The following is a 19512-nucleotide window of genomic DNA, read 5'->3' as shown; positions in this document are numbered from 1 at the left end:
ACGATGGAAAAGAGAGCAGGGAGAGACGTTATGCAGACGAGGATGCCGACAATGAAAACATGCAAAACATTGCTTGAGGAGCTCGCGCGTGCTCCACGACCGTTTCGAGCGGAGAAGCTGGCATTTGCCGGTGTTGGAGGTCGCGATGTGTACAACATTTCCGCGCCGTTCGAAGATGACGGTGAGTGGGTGATTGCCGGACGGGTGGAAGAGAGGGATAGCGAGCAGTCGGAAGTTTACTTTTTTGTCGAACGTGAGGGAACATGGGTGCCGCGCGAAGGGGCCCCGGTGTTCGCGTTGCAGGATCCGTTTATTTCGCGTGTGCACGGGCATCTCGTGTTTGGTGGGGTGGAGACGTTTCCGCACCCTGTGCTTCATGGGAAGTTATATTGGCGGACGGTGTTTTATCGTGGAAAAACGATGAATGAATTGATGCACTTTTTTACTGGACCTGATGGAATGAAGGATATTCGGCTTGTTGAATTGCGGGATGGATCTGTCGGTGTGTTCACTCGCCCACAAGGTGAAAAAGGTGGTCGCGGAAAAATTGGGTTCACCCGCGTCGGCTCGCTCGATGAACTGACGGTCAAAGCGATTCAAGACGCTCCTTTGATTCACGGTCAGTTTACCGATGAAGAATGGGGAGGCGTGAATGAAGCGCATTTGCTTGCCAATGGACTTGTCGGTGTCCTTGGTCATATCGCTTGTTTCGATCAGGAACGGAACCGTCATTATTATCCGATGGTATTTGCGTTCAATCCAGATACTGGGGAAGCGTCGGAAATGGAGTTGATCGCCACAAGGTCTCATTTCCTCGATGGGCCGGCGAAACGCCCCGATTTGGCAGACGTTGTATTCAGCGGCGGACTCGTGCGCAAAGGGGATGGCACAGCTGATTTTTACGCTGGAACAAGCGATGCCGAAGCACAAAAGCTAACGATTGTTGATCCATTTATGAAATACGAGAGGCAGGGATGATGATGCACCTTTACCGTTATGAAGAAAATCCGCTCATTACGCCGAATGATGTGCTGCCGTATCATGATGGGTTTGAAGTGATCGGTGCGTTTAACGCCGGGGTGGCGAGGTTTCAAGGGGATGTGTTGTTGTTGCTTCGGGTGGCAGAACGTCCCGTGTCGGATGACCCGAACGTGGTGAAGGCGCCGGTGTGGAATTCAAAGACAGGGAAGGTCGATATTTATGAGTTTCACAAGGACGACCCGCGCTATGATTTTTCCGATCCAAGGGTCATTAAAGAGGCAGGGACGGAACGATTTTTGTATTTGACGTCACTATCGTATTTGCGTCTTGCCCGCAGTCAAGACGGGCGGCGCTTTACGATTGACGATCGGCCGTTGATCTATCCTTCGAATGAGTTAGAGACATTTGGAGTGGAAGACCCGCGCATTACGTACATTGACGGGACGTATTACATTTATTTCAGCGCTGTGTCGCCCAAAGGGGTCGGCGAGGTGATGGTGTCGACGACCGATTTTCGGACGGTTGAGCATCACGGGATGATTTTTGCACCGGAGAATAAAGACGTGCTCATTTTTCCGGAGAAGATTAACGGCAAGTATTATGCGCTTCACCGCCCGGTGCCAAGAAGCAACGGCCGTCCTGAGGTGTGGATCGCTGAGTCGGACAATTTGCGTTACTGGGGAAATCACCGCTTTTTGTTCGGCTTGCGGGAAGGGAAATGGGACAGCGCCCGCATCGGCGGCGGTGCGGTGCCAATCAAGACGGAGCACGGCTGGCTTGAGTTGTACCACGGTGCGTCAGAAGACCACCGCTATTGCATGGGGGCGGTGTTGTTGGATTTAGATGACCCATCGAAAGTCATTGCCCGCTCGGAGCAGCCGCTTGTCGAGCCGGAAGCGGATTACGAAGTGAACGGCTTTTTCGGGCGCGTCGTATTCTCATGCGGAGCGCTCGTTGACGGTGACATCGTGAAAATGTATTACGGCGCCGCGGATACGTCAATGGCTTGTGTTGAGCTGCGGCTTAGCGATATTTTGGCTTCGCTTGGTAAGGGATGAAAAAGAAAACCCACACATTGGAGCATGGACAGAAACGCCTAAACAGATTAGGCGTTTCTTTTTTTGTGGGGCTGATCGTGACAATGGTGTATTGCTCTCTCTTTCTGTTTAAAAAGAATCGAAATAAATTTCTTTTCGGCTAAGAAGATTTGATATAATGGAAAACAACATTGATTGATCGTACGTATAAATACTGAGCAGGATCAGTGTGAGGAAGCCGTTCCTGCGCTGGTCGAGGCAATGGTGGGTGAATGGCCACGTGGCAATCAAACGTTCATTATGGTTGAAGCTGTCAACGATTCAATTGATCATTCTGTTTTATTTGGTGGCGGTCGCGGTGTCGACGGTATTGCTATGGTTGCCGGTTATGCACCGGCCGGGGGTGGAGCTTCGCTGGATTGACGCGCTGTTTACCGCGGCAAGCGCCATTAGTGTGACCGGGTTGACGGTCGTATCGGTTCCGGAGACGTTTAATACGCTCGGTGTTGTCGTTTTAGTTGTGATGATGCAAGTTGGCGGCATCGGGTTGATGGTGCTGAGTACGTTCATTTGGCTGTTGTTTGGCAAAAAAATCGGATTTCGTGAGCGGCAGCTGATCATGGCAGACCAGAACCGGCTCGCGTTGTCAGGGCTCGTGAAGCTCGCGCGGGAAATCTTTTTCTTGATTCTCGCGATTGAAGCGGTCGGTGCGCTTGTTTTGGGCGTGTATTTTTTGCGGTATTTTCCGACGTGGCCAGAAGCGTTTTTGCAGGCCGTGTTTGCGTCGGTCAGCGCGACGACGAATGCGGGGTTTGACATTACCGGCAAGTCGCTTATTCCGTTCGCCGGCGATTATTTCGTGCAAATCGTCCATATGCTCCTCATCATTCTAGGAGCGATCGGATTTCCGGTGCTCATTGAGGTGAAAGAGTTTTTGTTTGCGCGCAACCGAGGAAGCTATCGGTTTTCGCTATTTACGAAATTGACGACCGTGACGTTTTTTGCCCTTGTCATCTTTGGTACGGTGGCGATTTATGCGCTTGAATGGAATCATTTTTTGGCTGGAGAGTCGTGGCATCGTTCGCTCTTTTATGCGCTGTTTCAGTCCGTGTCATCGCGCAGCGGTGGGCTGGCGACGATGGATATGAACGAGTTTTCCCACCCGACGTTATTGCTTTTGAGCGCGATGATGTTCATCGGTGCTTCTCCGAGTAGCGTCGGTGGCGGGATTCGGACGACGACGTTGGCGGTCATTTTGTTAACGGTTTGGCATTATGCGAAAGGGCGCTCAGCAGTCAAAGTGTTCGGGCGCGAAATTCACGAGGAAGATATTTTAAAATCGTTTGTCGTTTTTATTGCGGCGCTGTTTCTTTGTTTTGCGGCGGTTCTTACGCTTTCCGTCTCGGAGTCGTCACTCCCTGTGGTCACGCTTTTGTTTGAAATATGTTCGGCATTTGGGACGACCGGGCTGTCGCTCGGTGTTACCCCCGAGCTTAGCCCGTTTGGCAAGCTTGTGTTGGTGATGTTGATGTTTATCGGTCGGGTCGGCATCATTTCATTTTTATGGCTGATCCGTGGCCGAGCGGTGAAAGATAGCTACCATTACCCGAAAGAACGGGTCATTATCGGCTAGAATAGGGGGAAGGAATCATGAAGAAAGTGCGCAAAGCGATCATTCCTGCGGCAGGGCTTGGAACGCGATTTTTGCCGGCGACAAAGGCGATGCCGAAGGAGATGCTTCCGATTGTCGATAAGCCGACGATTCAATATATTGTGGAAGAGGCGATGGCATCAGGCATTGAAGACATTATTATCGTCACCGGGAAAGGGAAGCGGGCGATTGAAGACCATTTCGACCATGCGTTTGAGCTCGAGCAGCTGCTCAAGCAAAAAGGGAAGCTCGATTTGTTGGAAAAAGTGAAAGAGCCATCCAAAGTAGACATCCACTACATTCGCCAAAAAGAGCCGAAAGGATTAGGGCATGCGGTGTGGTGCGCCCGCAGTTTCATCGGGGATGAACCGTTTGCGGTGTTGTTGGGTGACGACATCGTTCAAGCGGAAACGCCGTGCTTAAAGCAGCTCATTGATCAATACGAGCAAACATTCAGCTCGGTGATCGGCGTCAAGCGTGTGCCGGAGGAAGAGACGCACCGTTACGGGATCATCGATCCGCTCGAGCAGCGGGGCCGCCGCTACCAAGTGCGTCGTTTTGTCGAAAAACCGGCTCCAGGCACGGCGCCGTCCAATTTGGCGATCGTTGGCCGTTATGTATTGACGCCGGAGATTTTCTTGTTTTTAGAGAAGCAAGAAGTCGGTGCGGGTGGGGAGATTCAGCTGACCGATGCGATCGGGCGGCTCAATGAAATTCAGCGTGTCTTCGCCTATGAGTTCGAAGGGAAACGGTACGATGTCGGGGAGAAGCTCGGCTTTATCGAAACGACGATCGAGTTTGCCTTGCAAAACAAGGAGCTGCGCGACGATTTGCTTTCGTTTTTAGAGCGGATGGTGACAGAGGCGAAAGGATCGGCTGAGTGAACGATTCGCCGCACGCCTCTGCTAGCAACGATCAAGAGTCGGGCGGTTAGAGGGAGTTTCAAACCGCGAAATCTCTTGGTCTTGAGCTTTATCCTAAGCCGAGAGGCCCGCTACTTCCTAGCGTGAGCGCAGGGAGAAGTGTTCAATATCAGAGGAATGATGCCATCAACAACAAAGCGTAAAAAATGTTTTTCTAATAGATAACCATTGATGTGTAGCGTTCTCTAAAGTCACTAGTATGCAGAAACCGCGGTGTTCACTGGCTTTTTCAGTGTCGATGAACGTTGGCACAGCAAGTGGCGCACGCGAAACAGCAGGGGGACGGATGAACAATGGCGAACGAATCAAAGCAGAATGGCCGTTTCCAAGTAAAAAGAATTTATGAACAATACGACGATTCCGATGGCACCCGCATTCTTGTTGACCGTCTTTGGCCGCGCGGGGTGGCGAAAAGCGCGGCGCGCCTCGACGGTTGGCTGAAGGAGATCGCCCCGAGTCCCGAGTTGCGGCAATGGTTCGGCCATCGGCCGGAGCGGTTTGCCGAGTTTGCCAGAAAGTACGAGTGGGAGTTGGCCACCGATGAAACGAAGCGGGCGCTTGTGAGCAAGCTGCTTTCGCTTTCCGGGACGGTGACGTTGCTTTACGCGGCCAAAGATGAGCGACATAACCATGCCGTTGTTCTTTGCGAGTTTTTGCGCCGAATGGGCTGAGAACGAGCGAACGACGAGGAGGGATAAGCGATGATTCGCGCGATCATCGGTGATTTGACGAAGGTGGAAGGGGTCGAGTACATTTGCAATGCCGCCAACGGCATTGGACCGATGGGCGGCGGAGTGGCGGCGGCGATCCGTCGGGCAGGCGGCCGCGTCATTGAAGAGGAAGCAATCCGCATCTGCCAAGCGCAAGATCCACAACCAGGGGATTTGTATGTGACCGGAGCAGGGACGTTGCCGTTTCGTGGTGTCATTCATCTCGTGACGATGAAGCAGCCCGCAGGGCAGACATCGTATGCGATCGTCCGCCAATGCCTTGAGCGGCTGATCACATATTGTCGGGAGCACGGGATTAAGCACGTGGCGCTTCCAGCTTTAGGAACAGGAGTTGGTGGGCTGGATAAAGGGAAAGTGGCAAAGCTGTTTCGTGAGGTGCTTGAGCCTGTGATGGATGTGGAGTTTGTCGTGGTCGATATCGATGAGTCGTTTATCCAGCAGGTTTAGTTAAACAAATAAGGAAGAAAAAGGGCCTTGACAACGCTCGGCCCTTCTTTTTTTTGGCAAAGAATAACACGTTTCGTGATTCACCATATCATATTATAATATAAAACACAAAAAAGTTTCTTCACTTCCTGATCCGGCTAACGGGAGGTGGCATCGTCGTTGGTGTCCGAGTGATGAAGCCGGTGTGAAAAGGAAGTTTGGCGTTTCCTGTTCGAACCGCGACCAGGAAAAACGGCCAAAAATGCCGTCTATGGCGTTTTTGGCATCGTCCGGAGGGATGAATCATGTTATTTCAATTCCCAACTTTAAAGACATGTGAAATGCTAGTTGACGAGTTTCGTCTGGCTCCGCAGCCGTTTGAACCGAAAAAATTGCGCTTTGCGGGTGTCGGGGACCGGGACGTTTATAATATTTCCGCGCCGTTTGAAGATGACGGTGAGTTTGTCATTGCTGGGCGCGTTGAGTCGCGCGACAGTGAGCAATCGGAAGTGTACTTTTTCGTTGAGCGCGAGGGCGTCTGGGTTCCGCGCGAAGGAGCGCCAGTGTTTGCTTTGCAAGATCCGTTTGTAGCGCGCATTCACGGGCAACTTGTGTTTGGTGGGGTGGAAACGTTTCCACATCCGGTGTTTGATGGCGCGCTCAGCTGGCGGACAGTCTTTTACCGTGGCGCAAACATCCGTGGGTTGAAAAAATTTGCGGAAGGGCCGGATGGGATGAAAGATATCCGCCTTGTCGAACTGAAAGACGGCTCGATCGGCGTCTTTACTCGCCCGCAAGGAGAAAAGGGCGGCCGAGGGAAAATTGGTTTTACTCGCATTTTTTCGCTCGATGACTTGACGCCGGATGTGATTGAAGCAGCTCCGCTTCTTGACGCCCAATTCACTGATGAGGAATGGGGCGGCGTGAATGAGGCGCATTTGTTGGCGAACGGGCTTGTCGGTGCGCTCGGCCATATCGCCTGCTTTGACGAGCACGGCAACCGTCATTACTACCCGATGGTGTTCGTCTTAAATCCAGAGACGATGGAGCGCTCTGAACTGGAATTGCTTGCGCTTCGCTCTCACTTTTTAGACGGGCCGGCGAAACGGCCGGATTTAGCGAACGTTGTCTTTAGTGGCGGACTCATCCGCAAAGGGGACGGGACGGCTGAGCTGTACGCTGGTGTGAGCGATGCCGAGGCGCAAAAAATTTCGCTGATCGACCCGTTTGCGAAATACGAAGCGCAAGAGCTTGATCGGATGTATGCTTCCGTTTAGCGAAAGGATCGGTGCGACAGACCTTCTCTATGAATGGGGAAGGTTGGCGGCCGGTCCTTTTTCACATTTGGCCGGCTATGTTTCTTGCCTTGTGCGAAGGGCTTCGGTTTGACATAAACGTGACTTGTTTGCGCGATAGACCATAATAGCCAGCAGCAGTTAGAGCCGCGTTGTTCTCCTAGGAGTCGGTCGGACGAAACCATTTTGGCGGATATGGATCCAAAAAATGTTCACAATGTATAAAACGGAAGATTTTGCGTTCATATTCGTTGACTTCAATCCATTGGACGGATTCTTAAGGAAGACCCTTTTCACCTCCCATTGCCCCTTTCGAAGCCATCCAGTATACTGAGAAAAAAGGGAATGGGGAGGGGCCTTCATTGTCTTTGCCGCTTGCTTCTGGCGTGTCGTACGAGCGCTATTGGGTCCTGCGTGAACAAAGCGATGATCGTTTAGAGTATATTGATCGGGCCGTGTATATGACCCCGTCGCCAAGCGTGCGGCATCAGCTCATCTCGAGCCGGCTTCATTTTCCGTTCAGTTTGTTTTTTCGAGGAAAGCCGTGCGATGTGCTGGCGGCGCCGCTTGATGTGGAGCTTGTTGATGAGCAAACAGGGGAACGACATGTGGTCGTTCCCGACTTGACGGTTATTTGCGGCGAAGAACGGTTGGATGGAACGAAGTATATCGGAGTGCCGCCGCTGATCGTCGAGATTTTAAGTCCGTCGAACCAGGCGCATGATCTTGTCACCAAGTTCAATTTGTACATGGCATGCGGGGTCCATGAATATTGGATCGTCAATCCGATGAAGCAGGCTGTGACGGTGTATGTGCTCAATAAGGAACGGCTGTATGAGCAGGCGGATGTTCAAGTGAAAACGGGAACGGTTCGCTCCGTGTATTTTCCGGGGCTTGCAATCGACATGCCCGAATTGTTTCGTTGACAAGGTGCTGAGAGGATGGCTTGAAAGCGAACAGCGTGGGATCAATCCCACGCTGTTTTCGTGAAAATGCAGGACTGGCGCGTGATTTTCATCCCCGGGTGGAGGGCAAAGCGTGCTGCCCATGGACCTTTCCGTGAAAATGCGCGTGCCTTGATGATTCATGTTCATGCCCGGGTGAAGGGCAAAACGTTGCCCATGAGATGTTTCGATGAACACACGTGCCTGGATGATCCTTTTCATGGCTGGACAAAGAACAACACTTGTTGATGAAGTTTTTTCTGTGTCCAACAGGATGTTTATCGCCTGCGTGATGTCCTTTACGGTTGTTTTTGCCGCTTTTCCCGCTCCTTCATTTTCTCTTCCATCCGCTTCAGCAACTTTTCCCACGGGTTTTCCGCCGTTTTTTTCTTGCGCTTTCGTTTTTCTTCCGCCATGCTCAAGCGCCTCCTTTCGCTGCGGCCGATAAGGCGAGCAAGTCGCGCAGCTCATCGTCAGACAGCTCGGTGATCCACGTTTCGCCTTCAGTGATCACATCAGCGAGCGCTTGCTTTTGTTCGAGCATCTCGTCAATTTTTTCTTCAATTGTCCCGGTCGTGATCAGCTTATGGACGTGGACGAATTTCGTTTGCCCGATACGGTAGGCGCGGTCAGTCGCCTGGTTTTCGACGGCGGGGTTCCACCAACGGTCGAAATGGATGACGTGGTTGGCGGCGGTTAAGTTGAGCCCGGTGCCGCCTGCTTTGAGCGACAAAAGGAAAATCGGCGCTTTTTTCGCTTGGAACTCATCCACCATTCGGTCGCGCGTTTGTTTTGGGACGCCTCCGTGCAAAAACAACACCGGCTCATCAAACAAGTCGGAAAGCAGCTGTTGGATCATCTCGCCCATTCGCACGTATTGCGTGAAGATGAGGCACGATTCGTCGTTGGCGCGGATTTGCTCGATCAGTTCGATGAGCTTTTCGAGCTTGTGCGACCGTTCAACGAGCTGGCGGGGGCGGCGTTCTTTCAAATACAGCGCCGGATGGTCGCAAATTTGCTTCACACCGTTTAGCATTTGCAAAATCAAGCCGCGCCGCGCAAACGGACTGGCTTCCTTTGCCCGTTCGAGTGTGTCGTTGACGAGCTGCTCGTACAAAGCCGCCTGTTCAGCTGTGAGCGGGCAGTATTCTTTTTGTTCGAGCTTATCCGGCAAGTTGAGCGCAACCGCTTCATCCGTTTTCGTCCGCCGCAAGAGAAACGGACGGATGAGTGTTTGCAGCGCCGCTTTTTTATGGGCATCGCCTTCTTTTTCGATCGGTCCGGCAAAGCGGCGTTCAAACTCGGCCGCACTGCCGAGGTAGCCCGGGTTGAGGAAGTGGAAGATGCTCCAAAGTTCGCCGAGACGGTTTTCAACCGGCGTGCCGGATAAGGCGATTTTATGTTTTCCGCTCAAGCGGCGGATGGCGCGCGCTTGTTTTGTTTGCGCGTTTTTAATGTTTTGCGCTTCATCCAAGCAAATGACGTGCCAGTGCATCTGTTTTAAATCGTCATGGTCTAAATGGGCAAGGTTGTAAGACGTAATGACGAGATCGGCCTCGCCTGCCGTTTGCACGAACGCATCGTTTTTCGCCCGGTTCGGTCCATGGTGCACGTAGACGCGCAAGTCTGGGGTGAAGCGGGCGCATTCCTTTTGCCAGTTGCCGATCACGCTTGTCGGGCAGATGAGCAACGCCGGCGTGTCCGGGCGTTCGATTTCTTTGACGTGCGCCAAATAAGCAAGCAGCTGCACCGTTTTGCCTAGCCCCATGTCATCGGCCAAGCAGGCGCCAAAGCCGAATCGGCGCAAAAAGACGAGCCAGTCGACGCCGCGCTGCTGGTACGGGCGGAGCGTGCCGCGAAACGACGGCGGCACATTCGCTTTCGGCAATCCATCCAGCTGCTGGAGCTGGCGGATGAACGCGCGGAACTGATCATGGACGTCAATGTGGATCGGGATCGATTCGTCCGTTGCCTCTTCGCGCTCCTCTGCTTCTGAAAGCAGCGTTTGCGCCACGATATCGTGGATCGGCACGCCTTCTTTTTTCGCCTTTTCCATGAGCGCCTGGGTGCGGCGGACAAGGGCGGGGTCAAGGATGAGCCATTGGCCGCGCAGGCGAATGAGGCGCCGCTTTTGTTCCGCCAAAGCGGCAAACTCCTCTTCCGTCAGCTCAATCCCGTTGGTCGCGACGCGCCAATCGAAATCAGCGAGCCGCTCAAGGCCGAACAGTGATTCGGCGTTGACGGAAGGCGACAGTTTCGCTTTGATCGACAGCTGCGCCTGGCGGATGTCGTGCCACCAGTCGGGAAGCAAGAGGCGTACGCCCGCTTCGGTGAGCTTTAAGCTGTCTTCGGACAAAAAACGCCACGCTTCTTCATTAGACAGTTCCGTCCGCAGACCCTCCCCGGCGTCAAGCCACGGCACGATCGCGCAAATGCGGCGAATGGCGCGCTGGATCGATGATTCATATGGGCGCCAGGCGCGCGGAATATCACGGGCAGAGGCGATGACGCTGTCGTCGATGGCGATGAACACCGCTTCCAGCGTCCATGCGTCGCCGTCCTCAGGCGGCTCGACGAGGCGAAGCCCGACCGTAAACGGCGGCCGGTCGCCGAGCCAGCCGATTTGTTCCAGCCAATCGTCTTCCGTTCCGATCCATTGGCCGCTGGGGGAGGCGATTAATGGATAAGCGCGAACGATGTCGCCCCAAATGCCGCGCAGCTCTGGGTCGCGCGACAGCCAGTCGGCGATTGCCAGCGACCGCCATGCCGCAACAAGCGGGTGCGGATCGTCTTTGAGCCCGCGCCAACGCGTCCGCTCAGCTTCGGCCCATTCAGACGGCTGCCCTTGTTTCCACGCCGAGAAATCGGGACGGAAGCAGCGTGTGCGCACATCGTCGATGATTTGCTTCGCCCATGTTTCAAGCTGGGCGGTGAACTCATCTCCCCATTTGATGGAAAGAAAACGGTTGGACGGGCGCCAGGCGAAAAACGTGAGCGCCTGCCACGGGGACAGCCGCACCGCGTCGCGTCCGTGGACGGTCGCGACATCAAGCAAGGTGCCGTAAAAGGTTTCTTCATGCCAGGCGAACACAAGCGGCGCCCAGCTCGAAACACGGTCCGGGCCGCTGAGCCAGAAGCATCGTCCTTCTTCGCTCCACTCACATGAAAGGGTGATCGTCTGCAACGCTTGTTCCATCATAGAAGCAATTTTCCTTTCTCCACTTCTTCATGAAACGCGCGCATGCGCGCTGTTTTGGCTAGCAGCTGTTCAAGATACATCTGCCATTCGTTCATTCGTTTCAACGATCGGTAGCACGCACGCAATTTTTTTAAATATTGCACGGCGACGCGATAGCTTGCGCGGTTTTTCGCCTCGACAAAACGCATGACCGCTCGGTGATACAATGGCAAGACGAGCGCCGGGTTTTGTTTTTGCAGCATGGCGAGAAATGTTGGATCAATGTCATGGGCGGTGGCGTCCACCCATAAGTATAAGTCGACTACATCATGGTAGCGCCTTTGACCGAGCAGCCAATGAACGTAGCGGTTCGCGCTGTATGGGAAGCATGCGGCCAACAGCTTCTCATAGTCGTCCCATTTGTTGTGTTGGCGAGCGTATGATTCGTACAGCCGACCGATTTCGTTGACAAACGGCGACCGCTCCATCTCTGGAAGAGCGGATATGTAGAAGGCAAGCTCTTGCTTTCCTTTCGCCCAAAATGATGCGAAACGTTCCGGCGAATGCGAGGATGCGAACCGCTCCATCCAATCGATAAAAAACGGAGCCGCTTCCTTGGGATGTTGGCGGTAGATGGCGAGCGCTTCGTCATCTTCGCCGAGTAAAAAGGCGAGATGGGCGGCAGCTAGCAACAGAGTGGTTGACTGTTTTTCCGTTGCCAGGCGGATCAGCGTTTCTTTCTCTTGCCGGCGCTGCGCTTCTTTCGTGAACAGCAGCTCCCAAGCGGTTGTGTATAGGCTGTAGACGAGTGAAGGGGACGCCTTTCCCCACCGCAGCAACAACTCCCGTACATACGGGATCGTCTGTTCGATGTGCGTTTCAACAGACGGGGGCAGCAGTTCGGACGGAAACCGTTCCAACGTTTCGAACCATTCGTCGGCGATATAATCGACGTCTTGTTGCCACGAAAACTGCTCGTATGATCCGAACAACAGCCCACGGTCCCAACCGCGTTCGCGTCCGTATTCGAACAAATGGTCAAGCAAAAACAAGGCCGCATGAAAGCGATGCAACGAACGGACAGCGCTGTGTTTCGGGCTGTTTTTGACGAGTTGCGGAAACAGTTGATGGGACAAGCGGTACGGCCAATCATTGCGGCGGCGGTGGCGGGCGCTCCACTCGTCCAATAGGTCGGCGAACTGCTTCCGCCATTGGGCGACCGATTCCGCTGTGTTTGGTTCAGACGGTGTTTGGACCGATGCCGCTTTCCGGTTCGGTTTTTTCTTTCCTTGTTTCCATTGCCGCAACAACTCGCCGTTGTCAAATACATTTCCGTACACGTAAAAGAACAGCGCCAGTACGTGCGGGCAAAGATCTTCCGCCCCGCATGGGCAGCTGTGGAGGGAGATGTCCGACAAATCAAGCGTCACGTCATGAATGGCGGTGTCGATGACTTTTCCTTCGATAAAATCGCTGTCTATGACCATGACGTTATACACCAACCCTTGCCGTGACAATTCCCGCCCTTTTTGGATGACATGTTGGAAGAGAGAAAACGGCCATTCCCGCTGCAAGTCGGCAGCGGCTTTTTGCAACAGAGGTTTGGAGATTGCGGTCTGCAACATATCAGTCCGTCCTTTCCGTCCATTGTGCATCATGGGTTCCCGAAGAAAGCCCCCGTTTTCCGTTCATTCTTTATATCTACTTATTATAGCATGGCGGATTGTACTGTTGCTATGTTTGTTTGGCGTGGGATTTATTCCTAATTTTCTCTCTGTTATGATACAATGAACATAACGGCAAGGCCGAATCGAAGGAAAGCGGGTGACGATATGACGGTGTCGCGGAATGCCCTTTGTCCGTGCGGCAGCGGCAAAAAGTACAAGCATTGTTGTGGAAAGCAAGAGGCGGTTTCGATTTCGTCATTGATTGACCGCGAGTTGATCGAATGCATGAATGATATGCGTCAGTTTGTTTTGCAGCGGTATGAGAGGGAGGCGGAAGAGCTTTTAGACCAGTTCCCGCTTGATGAGATGCCGGAGGAACTCGAGCTTGGCGTGCAGATCATGGCGGTGAACTGGATGTTGTTTTGTTGGCCGGTTGATGAAACAGGACAAACGATCTTTTCTGCTTACCGGAAAAGCCGTCATTGGGAGCGGTGGCGCCCGTCCGTTCAGGCGCACATCGAGAGGTGGGAAGGAGCCGTTCCGTCGCTTGGCGAGTTCATCGGCTATGATGACGACAATCGCCCCGTTGTCCGGGATTTGTTGACGGGAGAGGAAAAGATCGTTCATTTATTGACTTCCGATCAATGGCCGAGCGTGATCGAAACAGGAGATGTGGTGTTCGGCTTCCTTGTGCCGTACCAAGACGTGTTCACGTGTTTCACAGCGGTGTTTCCGCTCCCGGCGTCAGGGAAAGATCGATTGCTTCGGGCGATTCAACAAGAAGGGGAGTGGAGCGGTCAGCCATCGGCTTTATGGATGCGCGATCGGTTCGTCGCTGTGCTTTCCGATGTGCTCTTGGAGTGGCTTTGGCAGTTCGCCAAACAGTTCAAATGGGATGATCCGAAACAAGCGGCCGTCATTCGCGAGCTCGATGAAAACGAGCCGGAGGCGCCAGCGGCGCTGCTCAATCAAGCGTTCGCCATATGGGCGATCTATTGCGGAAAAACATCCCGCCTCCCTTATTCGGTTCCCGTCTACGCGGCGGCGCTCCGCTATGTGGCTGGGCATTTGATGAAGGCGGAAGGATCGGAGGTGGAAGACATCGCCGATCGGTATGACGTGATGCCAGAAGATGTGCGATCGGCGGCGTTGGATTTTTTCCTGATGGCTGTTGATGATGAAGACGACGAGCAATGGCTCGATGACTGGGAGGAAGACTGGTTCGAAGAGGAAGGGGATGAGCTTGATGCGCGCATCAATGAATGGATCGATGACATCGATCTGATGTTGATGCGTGAAGGATGGGACGAGAAGCGAGTCAACCGTCATATTGACCGCGCCATCCGTTCGTGGAGGGATGAGGGCCTGCTTGAGGAAGTGAATGAAAAAGAATTGCGTAAAGAACTCCGCGATGTAGCGTGGGAGATCTTCACCGATCGGGGATTCATCTAGAAGCTGGCAGAAAAACGGGCGCTGCGCGCAAGTCAGCGGCATTTCGTCAGAAAGGAAAGCCGGTTCCACAAGGGCTCTCTCATTCAAACATCATTGGGCTCAACCCAAGCCCTCTATAAGTAGAAACAGGGAATGGAATGCGTTCCATTCGTGAAACTCCAAAAAAAGCGGCGGGGAACGATCGGTTTTGACCGAATCCATAATGGATTGGGAAAAATGGCTTTGTGCGCGATTCCGACAGTTTTTAATATCTTGGTCGCCGTTTTGGAAAGGAATGATTAGAAGGGAGGATTTTGCATGGCAATCGGCCGAAATGACCCGTGCCCGTGCGGAAGCGGGAAAAAGTATAAGAAGTGCTGCATGAACAAACAGCAGGAGCGTGAAATCAAGCGGGTGCGGCAGCGCCGCTTTTTTGACCAAAAATATGAGCTGTCGCAAATGGTGCAGCGGTTTTTGGATGAATCGCTGTCTTATGATGAACGCGAAGCGGTCAACCGTACATTTCGCCGAATGATCGAACAAAAGGATCATCGTGAAGAGTTGAAGGTGTTTGAGACGCTTTGGCGTTTTTTCCTCCATCGTTATCCGAATGGATTGCGCGGCGTTGAATGGTTTCAACAGGAAAAAGGGCGTCGTCTGTCTCCGGAGCTCAAGGAAATGTTGGACCGCTGGGTTCGACTTGTGCCGCGCCTTGTGCAATTTGTCGATTTGCATGATGAAGGAGGAGTGGCGGTCGACCGGTTGACGGGCGAGAAACTTCTCATGCCGTATTGCGAGACATTGGAGGTTGTGCGCCCTTGGGGCGGCATGTTTGCCTTTTTGGAGCCCTTTGACGGCGGCTATTACGTTTGCGGTGTATCATCGATTGTGGATCCGAAGGGCGTGGAACGGGCGGAAGAGAACATTCGCGTCTTGTTGACGCAAACCGATTGGCCGTATGAAAAGGTAGCCGTTGAACATTTTCTCGATATCGTTGATGCAGGCTATCCTCCGAGGGCGGACGATGTGCAAGAGGAGCGCACGCGATGGACGTATGAATACGAATGCCAGGAAGCCGCTGAGGCGATGAGGAAGCTTGCTTCGATCGGACGCGCTCACATTGATCATGACGATGGGGAGAAAGTGGAAGGTTCATGGTGCACCAATGTGTACCATTATGTCGGAGTGATTTCCCCCAAGCCGATTCATGTGTTTGAATTAGGCGGGTCATTATCCGCTCATCGGTCGCGTCTCGTGTTGTCTACCGAGGAGGAAGGGACGGCCGAACAGCTCGTGTCGCTGCTGCAGGCGTTTGGGTATTCCCCAAAAGAACGAAAACGGGGGACAGAAGCCGTTTTGCGCCGAAAAGGGATCGAAAACGTTTCGCTTCATATTGATTCAGACCCAGACTCTCCCCCTTGGGTGGCAACGATGGCCGGATTGGATGTTCAAATGGAAAAAGCCCTTCACACCCCGCTTGAGAAATGGAATGGAAAAACCCCTCACGAAATGGCGCGCGAGGGGCGTGTGCAGGAAGTGGATGAGTGGCTGAAAGAGTATGAATTCCATTTGTTTAACATGCAAGAACGAGCCAATTTGCCGGTGCTCATCGGAGTGAATCCCATTCGCTCCCGTTATGGATTGCCCCCATCTCCGTTTAGCTCATCACATCGTCTTTCGGACTTATGGAAAATGAAATGGATGGGGCCGGAAAGAACCGAGACATTGTTGATCCGCGCGGAATGGGAAGGGATGTATTTTACCGATGACGCATTGGCGTTTTATAACGAAGTCATCGTGAGCGGAGAAAAAGAGGCCAAAGAGGCGTGTTGGGCCGTGGTTTTGCTCGTGTGTGAATATATGACCGGGCGGACGTTTTCATCGTGGGAGGACGTAGGAGAAGAAGAATGGAAACAATGCATCGTCGAGCAAATCCCGTCAAGATGGAGTTCGTTTTCATGGGAAGTGGTGAGCCGAGCGCTCGATATGTTGCTTGAGTGGGCCGATTGGCTGGACCGCCGTTATGGAACGAATCATCGAACTGTTGTTTGTGCCGTGCTGGAAGAGGTCAGAAGCGAATTGGAACATTGCTTTGCTTTGCTGGATGAATGGAGGGGCGAGAACGGAAAGGCGGATGAGGAACTGATGGCTTGGCAGCTTGCTCGTTTGTTTGGTTTGCCTATTCCCCTTTCCGTCGGTTTCTCGTTTTTCCGCGTCAAGCGTGTGGAACAGGGGAAGGCGGTGCTGGATTGGCTTGCCCATAACCGAACGGTGACATGGGACATTCCGAAGCGGGCAGAGCCGCATCTGTTGCCGGGCATGTATATCGTCGCCGCGACCGATCGCAACGGCAAGCTGGACGATCTTGCCCGCGTGTATCCGCCGTCTTTCTCTCCGTACGTAGAGCCGTGGCTTCAGGCGTTGCAAGAGTGGCCAGACAAGGTGGAGAAAGAACGGGCTGCGTTTCAAGAGCGCCTGCTTGTCTCGTTGTCCCGTTTGCTTCGCCGGCCGTAGGCGTCCCGATGAATGACGGGGCGCTTGTTTCTCTCGGCTCGGCCTCTATGATTCTCCATTATGCAGGCAAGACCAATGGTAAGAGTCATTCATATTCTTAGGATTTTGGTCCATCACCATAACGTGTGCTTGAGAAGCAGGGTTTTTCTCGTTTTACCTAGAAACGGATGAGGACGCGAATGATCCAAGAATCCTACACCTTTAGGAGTGCGGAGTGTCAACCGGCATGAAAATCATGGATTGGCTGATTTTCTCCTTGGAGAAGGAAATATGGCATGTTTTGAAAAAGCCAAGGGCACCTTTTGGTGAAGAACCAGGATTTTGGTTAGGCATAAAAAATGGAATGCGAATCGATGTTCTCGACATGAGCGGCGGAAGTCCCAAAGTGCTTGCGATATGTGTTGCTGAAAGCAGTTCCATCACACGTTGATCGTGAATGTCTCCCCAAGGTGTTTAGCTGGCCCGAGCGTTAGCGTAGAGGGGGAGAACGTTCAATGACTATGATACAAAGAAAGTAGGTAGCTATATGGCGAAGGCATCGCGAAACAATCTTTGTCCATGCGGCAGTGGGAAAATGTACAAGCATTGTTGTGGAAAGCAAGAGGCGGTATCGATTGCATCTATTATTGAGCGCGAGCTGGTCGAATGCATGCAGGATGTGGTCTTGTTTGCGTCGGAGCGATACGAGGACGTGTTGGTGGAAACGATGGCGGAATGCTCGTTTCAATGGTTTCCGGAAGAGTTAGAGGCGGGCGCTCATTTATTGTTGACGGATTGGGCTGTTTTTTGCCGGCCGGTGGATGAGAAGGGGACAACAATCTTTTCGGCGTACATGCAAGACCGGCGCCGCAACCGTTGGCGGCCGGCGGTGCAAGCGCATTTGGAGCGATGGACGGAGGGAATTCCGTCGTTTGGTGAGATCGTCCGTTTCGACGAAGAGCGGCGTCTCATGGTGCGCGATCTTGTGAGCGGGGAAGAAAAACGCGTCCGTTTTTTAACGTCCGAGCCCGTTCCGCCGGCTGAAGAAGGGGACGTTTTGCTTGGCTTCCTCCTTCCATATGGGGAAGAGTTTACGTACTTTATAGCCGCTCTGCCGTTTCCAAAGAACGGAAGAACACGGCTCGCCCATGCGATTGAGGCGGAGAGAAAACGAAGCGGGAAAGCGGCAGACGCGTTTTGGCGAACATCGTTTCCAGAAGCGCTCGATCTGGCTCTTCACGAATGGCTATGGCAGCTGTCGGCTGAATTGGAGTGGAACGATCCTGACGAAGAAGCGGTTCTTCACGAGCTGAAGCGGAGAGAAGAAAAGACATCGTCCCGGGTGCTTAGCCATGCGGCGTTCTTTTGGCGCATGTATTGCGAACAAGATGAACCGGCCATCGATGACCCGGTCGTGTATGCAGCCGCGCTTCGCCATGTTGCCGGTCAGATGGCGGAAGAGGAGTTCATGGATGCAGAGGAAGCGGCTGCACGCTACGGAGTGGCGGCCGAGGAAGTCGAATCAACTTCCATGGAATTTATCTTGTTCGCGGTCGAGATGCTGGATCGCGATGAGGATGGCGAGTGGGATGATGACGATGAGGAATGGCTTGATGATGAGTGGGATTTCGAAGAAGGCATGATAGACGGCGATGAGTTGGATGCCGCGATTGACGAATGGCTTGACGAAGTCGAAGAACTGTTTGACGACGAAGGTTGGGACACCGATCAAGTCCATCGCTTGATCGACAAAGCGATCCGAACATGGAAAAAGGACGGTTTGCTTGAGGGAGTCGACGAAGCCGAACTGCGTGAAGAACTCGAGGAGCTCGTCTGGCAAACATTTGCGGGGCGGGGGTTTTGTTAAGAACATACAGCGCATCCATGGGAGAAGGTGCCCAGCCGTTGTTTTGGACGCCTTCTCCCCCTTTGCTACAGATGGATGTAGGATAACCGCTTGTTCACCTCCTCGATGTTAAACGCATCGGGATCAAAATCTTCGCCTTTCATGTCATACATCCAGTCAAGTCGTTCAAGCAGTTCCGGATCCGTAAGGGAGTCTTGGTTTGCTGCTGATTCGAGCAGCTCCAAATAACCATAGACGCCGCCGCAATCCTCGGGAGGGCATGCCCGTTTCCCTTTCAGGCAAGTGGCGCGTTCCAGCGGTTTGGGGAGTGTTTCAATCTTTTCGACGGTGATGGTATGGCGCCAGTAGTCGCCAAAATCGTAAATGTACAGAAACTTTTGTTTTTCTTCCGTCAGCCATTGCTGCAATTGAATGCGGCGGGCGTCCAACCGCTCTTTTCCAAAGTGGAACGAGTCCCAATCGTCCGGGATGCTTACAAGCGCGTTTCTGAGATCGAACTCGTATAAATGAGCTTGTTCCCAACCCATTGCTTCTTGGATGATGAGATGAAGATCGTGAAATGTTGCATGTCCGGGAACAAGGACGCGCCGCCAAATCGGCGGACGGATGCCGTTTAAGGATATTTTTAACTGATAGGCGGTTTTGGAGCGACGCGGTTTCTTTGATGTCGTGCTTTTGCTTTTTGGTGTTTCCGTCCATCGACCGTGCGGATGGGAAGTTTTCGTTGAATTAAGCTTCGTCATCAATTCGTCGATCAAGTCGATGAGTCTTTTCTCTTCCATGAATATCGTCTCCTTTTTTAGGATTGTTTTTGTATACTTATAGTTTAACCTGTTTCTGAAAGAATCAAAATAATAATAATGGTGATAGAAATTAGAAAACGAAATT

General features: G+C 52.8%; 15 protein-coding genes. 12 read left to right on the top strand and 3 right to left on the bottom strand.

Annotation, left to right across the window (positions count from 1 at the left end):
* Nucleotides 1–30 precede the first annotated feature (30 nt).
* From IC804_RS08545 to IC804_RS08510, 8 genes are all read left to right on the top strand, one after another.
* A complete protein-coding gene (locus IC804_RS08545) occupies nt 31–978 on the top strand; it encodes an MTP-1 family protein (RefSeq protein ID WP_029761191.1) in 948 nt (315 codons plus the stop codon).
* Nucleotides 979–980: 2 nt separating this feature from the next.
* Nucleotides 981–2039, top strand: coding sequence for a BtaManbiosPhlase (locus IC804_RS08540; protein ID WP_081157312.1), 1059 nt, complete (start codon nt 981–983; stop codon nt 2037–2039).
* A 259-nt stretch (nt 2040–2298) separates the two neighbouring features.
* Nucleotides 2299–3651, top strand: coding sequence for a TrkH family potassium uptake protein (locus tag IC804_RS08535; RefSeq protein WP_081157292.1), 1353 nt, complete (start codon nt 2299–2301; stop codon nt 3649–3651).
* Between the two features lie 17 nt (nt 3652–3668).
* Nucleotides 3669–4553, top strand: coding sequence for a UTP--glucose-1-phosphate uridylyltransferase GalU (gene galU / locus IC804_RS08530; protein WP_008881347.1), 885 nt, complete (start codon nt 3669–3671; stop codon nt 4551–4553).
* Nucleotides 4554–4885: 332 nt separating this feature from the next.
* Nucleotides 4886–5263: a DUF488 domain-containing protein gene (locus tag IC804_RS08525; protein ID WP_081157293.1), complete on the top strand. Its 378-nt coding sequence runs from the start codon at nt 4886–4888 to the stop codon at nt 5261–5263.
* Nucleotides 5264–5293: 30 nt separating this feature from the next.
* The gene (locus IC804_RS08520) at nt 5294–5770 is read left to right on the top strand and encodes a macro domain-containing protein (RefSeq protein ID WP_081157294.1); all 477 of its coding nucleotides are present in this window, start codon (nt 5294–5296) and stop codon (nt 5768–5770) included.
* Between the two features lie 284 nt (nt 5771–6054).
* The gene (locus IC804_RS08515) at nt 6055–7026 is read left to right on the top strand and encodes an MTP-1 family protein (RefSeq protein WP_081157295.1); all 972 of its coding nucleotides are present in this window, start codon (nt 6055–6057) and stop codon (nt 7024–7026) included.
* Nucleotides 7027–7406: 380 nt separating this feature from the next.
* A complete protein-coding gene (locus IC804_RS08510; protein WP_081157296.1) occupies nt 7407–7970 on the top strand; it encodes a Uma2 family endonuclease in 564 nt (187 codons plus the stop codon).
* 436 nt (nt 7971–8406) lie between these two features.
* Here the strand turns inward: IC804_RS08510 and IC804_RS08505 are convergent, their stop codons facing one another.
* Together IC804_RS08505 and IC804_RS08500 are read right to left on the bottom strand one after the other, a co-directional pair.
* Complete coding sequence (locus IC804_RS08505) at nt 8407–11187, bottom strand: DEAD/DEAH box helicase (protein ID WP_081157297.1); 2781 nt, start codon at nt 11185–11187, stop codon at nt 8407–8409.
* Nucleotides 11184–12791, bottom strand: coding sequence for a hypothetical protein (locus tag IC804_RS08500; RefSeq protein WP_060476277.1), 1608 nt, complete (start codon nt 12789–12791; stop codon nt 11184–11186). The genes IC804_RS08505 and IC804_RS08500 overlap by 4 nt, the downstream gene beginning before the upstream one ends.
* A 207-nt stretch (nt 12792–12998) precedes the next feature.
* Between IC804_RS08500 and IC804_RS08495 the strand changes: the two genes are divergently transcribed.
* From IC804_RS08495 to IC804_RS08480, 4 genes are all read left to right on the top strand, one after another.
* Nucleotides 12999–14285: an SEC-C domain-containing protein gene (locus IC804_RS08495; protein ID WP_087960277.1), complete on the top strand. Its 1287-nt coding sequence runs from the start codon at nt 12999–13001 to the stop codon at nt 14283–14285.
* A 297-nt stretch (nt 14286–14582) separates the two neighbouring features.
* The gene (locus IC804_RS08490; protein WP_050367910.1) at nt 14583–16778 is read left to right on the top strand and encodes a YecA family protein; all 2196 of its coding nucleotides are present in this window, start codon (nt 14583–14585) and stop codon (nt 16776–16778) included.
* 226 nt (nt 16779–17004) lie between these two features.
* On the top strand, nt 17005–17208 hold the full coding sequence (locus IC804_RS08485; protein ID WP_042382202.1) for a hypothetical protein: 204 nt from the start codon (nt 17005–17007) through the stop codon (nt 17206–17208).
* 96 nt (nt 17209–17304) lie between these two features.
* Nucleotides 17305–18624, top strand: coding sequence for a YecA family protein (locus tag IC804_RS08480; RefSeq protein WP_081157299.1), 1320 nt, complete (start codon nt 17305–17307; stop codon nt 18622–18624).
* A gap of 65 nt (nt 18625–18689) precedes the next feature.
* Here IC804_RS08480 and IC804_RS08475 read toward each other — a convergent pair whose 3' ends face one another.
* On the bottom strand, nt 18690–19406 hold the full coding sequence (locus IC804_RS08475; protein WP_081157300.1) for a plasmid pRiA4b ORF-3 family protein: 717 nt from the start codon (nt 19404–19406) through the stop codon (nt 18690–18692).
* Nucleotides 19407–19512: the final 106 nt, after the last annotated feature.

Source organism: Geobacillus sp. 47C-IIb (assembly GCF_014679705.1).
Taxonomy (GTDB): Bacteria; Bacillota; Bacilli; order Bacillales; family Anoxybacillaceae; genus Geobacillus; species Geobacillus thermodenitrificans.
Note: the sequence above shows the minus strand (reverse complement) of the source record. Positions and strands in the feature narration are given on the sequence as shown.

Excerpts from the sequence above, each read along its gene's own strand:
- IC804_RS08545 (WP_029761191.1), top strand. The coding sequence starts at position 31 with ATGCAGACGAGGATGCCGACAATGAAAACATGCAAAACATTGCTTGAG.
- IC804_RS08540 (WP_081157312.1), top strand. The coding sequence starts at position 981 with ATGCACCTTTACCGTTATGAAGAAAATCCGCTCATTACGCCGAATGAT.
- galU (WP_008881347.1), top strand. The coding sequence starts at position 3,669 with ATGAAGAAAGTGCGCAAAGCGATCATTCCTGCGGCAGGGCTTGGAACG.
- IC804_RS08525 (WP_081157293.1), top strand. The coding sequence starts at position 4,886 with ATGGCGAACGAATCAAAGCAGAATGGCCGTTTCCAAGTAAAAAGAATT.
- IC804_RS08520 (WP_081157294.1), top strand. The coding sequence starts at position 5,294 with ATGATTCGCGCGATCATCGGTGATTTGACGAAGGTGGAAGGGGTCGAG.
- IC804_RS08515 (WP_081157295.1), top strand. The coding sequence starts at position 6,055 with ATGTTATTTCAATTCCCAACTTTAAAGACATGTGAAATGCTAGTTGAC.
- IC804_RS08505 (WP_081157297.1), bottom strand. The coding sequence starts at position 11,187 with ATGATGGAACAAGCGTTGCAGACGATCACCCTTTCATGTGAGTGGAGC.
- IC804_RS08500 (WP_060476277.1), bottom strand. The coding sequence starts at position 12,791 with ATGTTGCAGACCGCAATCTCCAAACCTCTGTTGCAAAAAGCCGCTGCC.
- IC804_RS08495 (WP_087960277.1), top strand. The coding sequence starts at position 12,999 with ATGACGGTGTCGCGGAATGCCCTTTGTCCGTGCGGCAGCGGCAAAAAG.
- IC804_RS08490 (WP_050367910.1), top strand. The coding sequence starts at position 14,583 with ATGGCAATCGGCCGAAATGACCCGTGCCCGTGCGGAAGCGGGAAAAAG.
- IC804_RS08485 (WP_042382202.1), top strand. The coding sequence starts at position 17,005 with ATGAAAATCATGGATTGGCTGATTTTCTCCTTGGAGAAGGAAATATGG.
- IC804_RS08480 (WP_081157299.1), top strand. The coding sequence starts at position 17,305 with ATGGCGAAGGCATCGCGAAACAATCTTTGTCCATGCGGCAGTGGGAAA.
- IC804_RS08475 (WP_081157300.1), bottom strand. The coding sequence starts at position 19,406 with ATGGAAGAGAAAAGACTCATCGACTTGATCGACGAATTGATGACGAAG.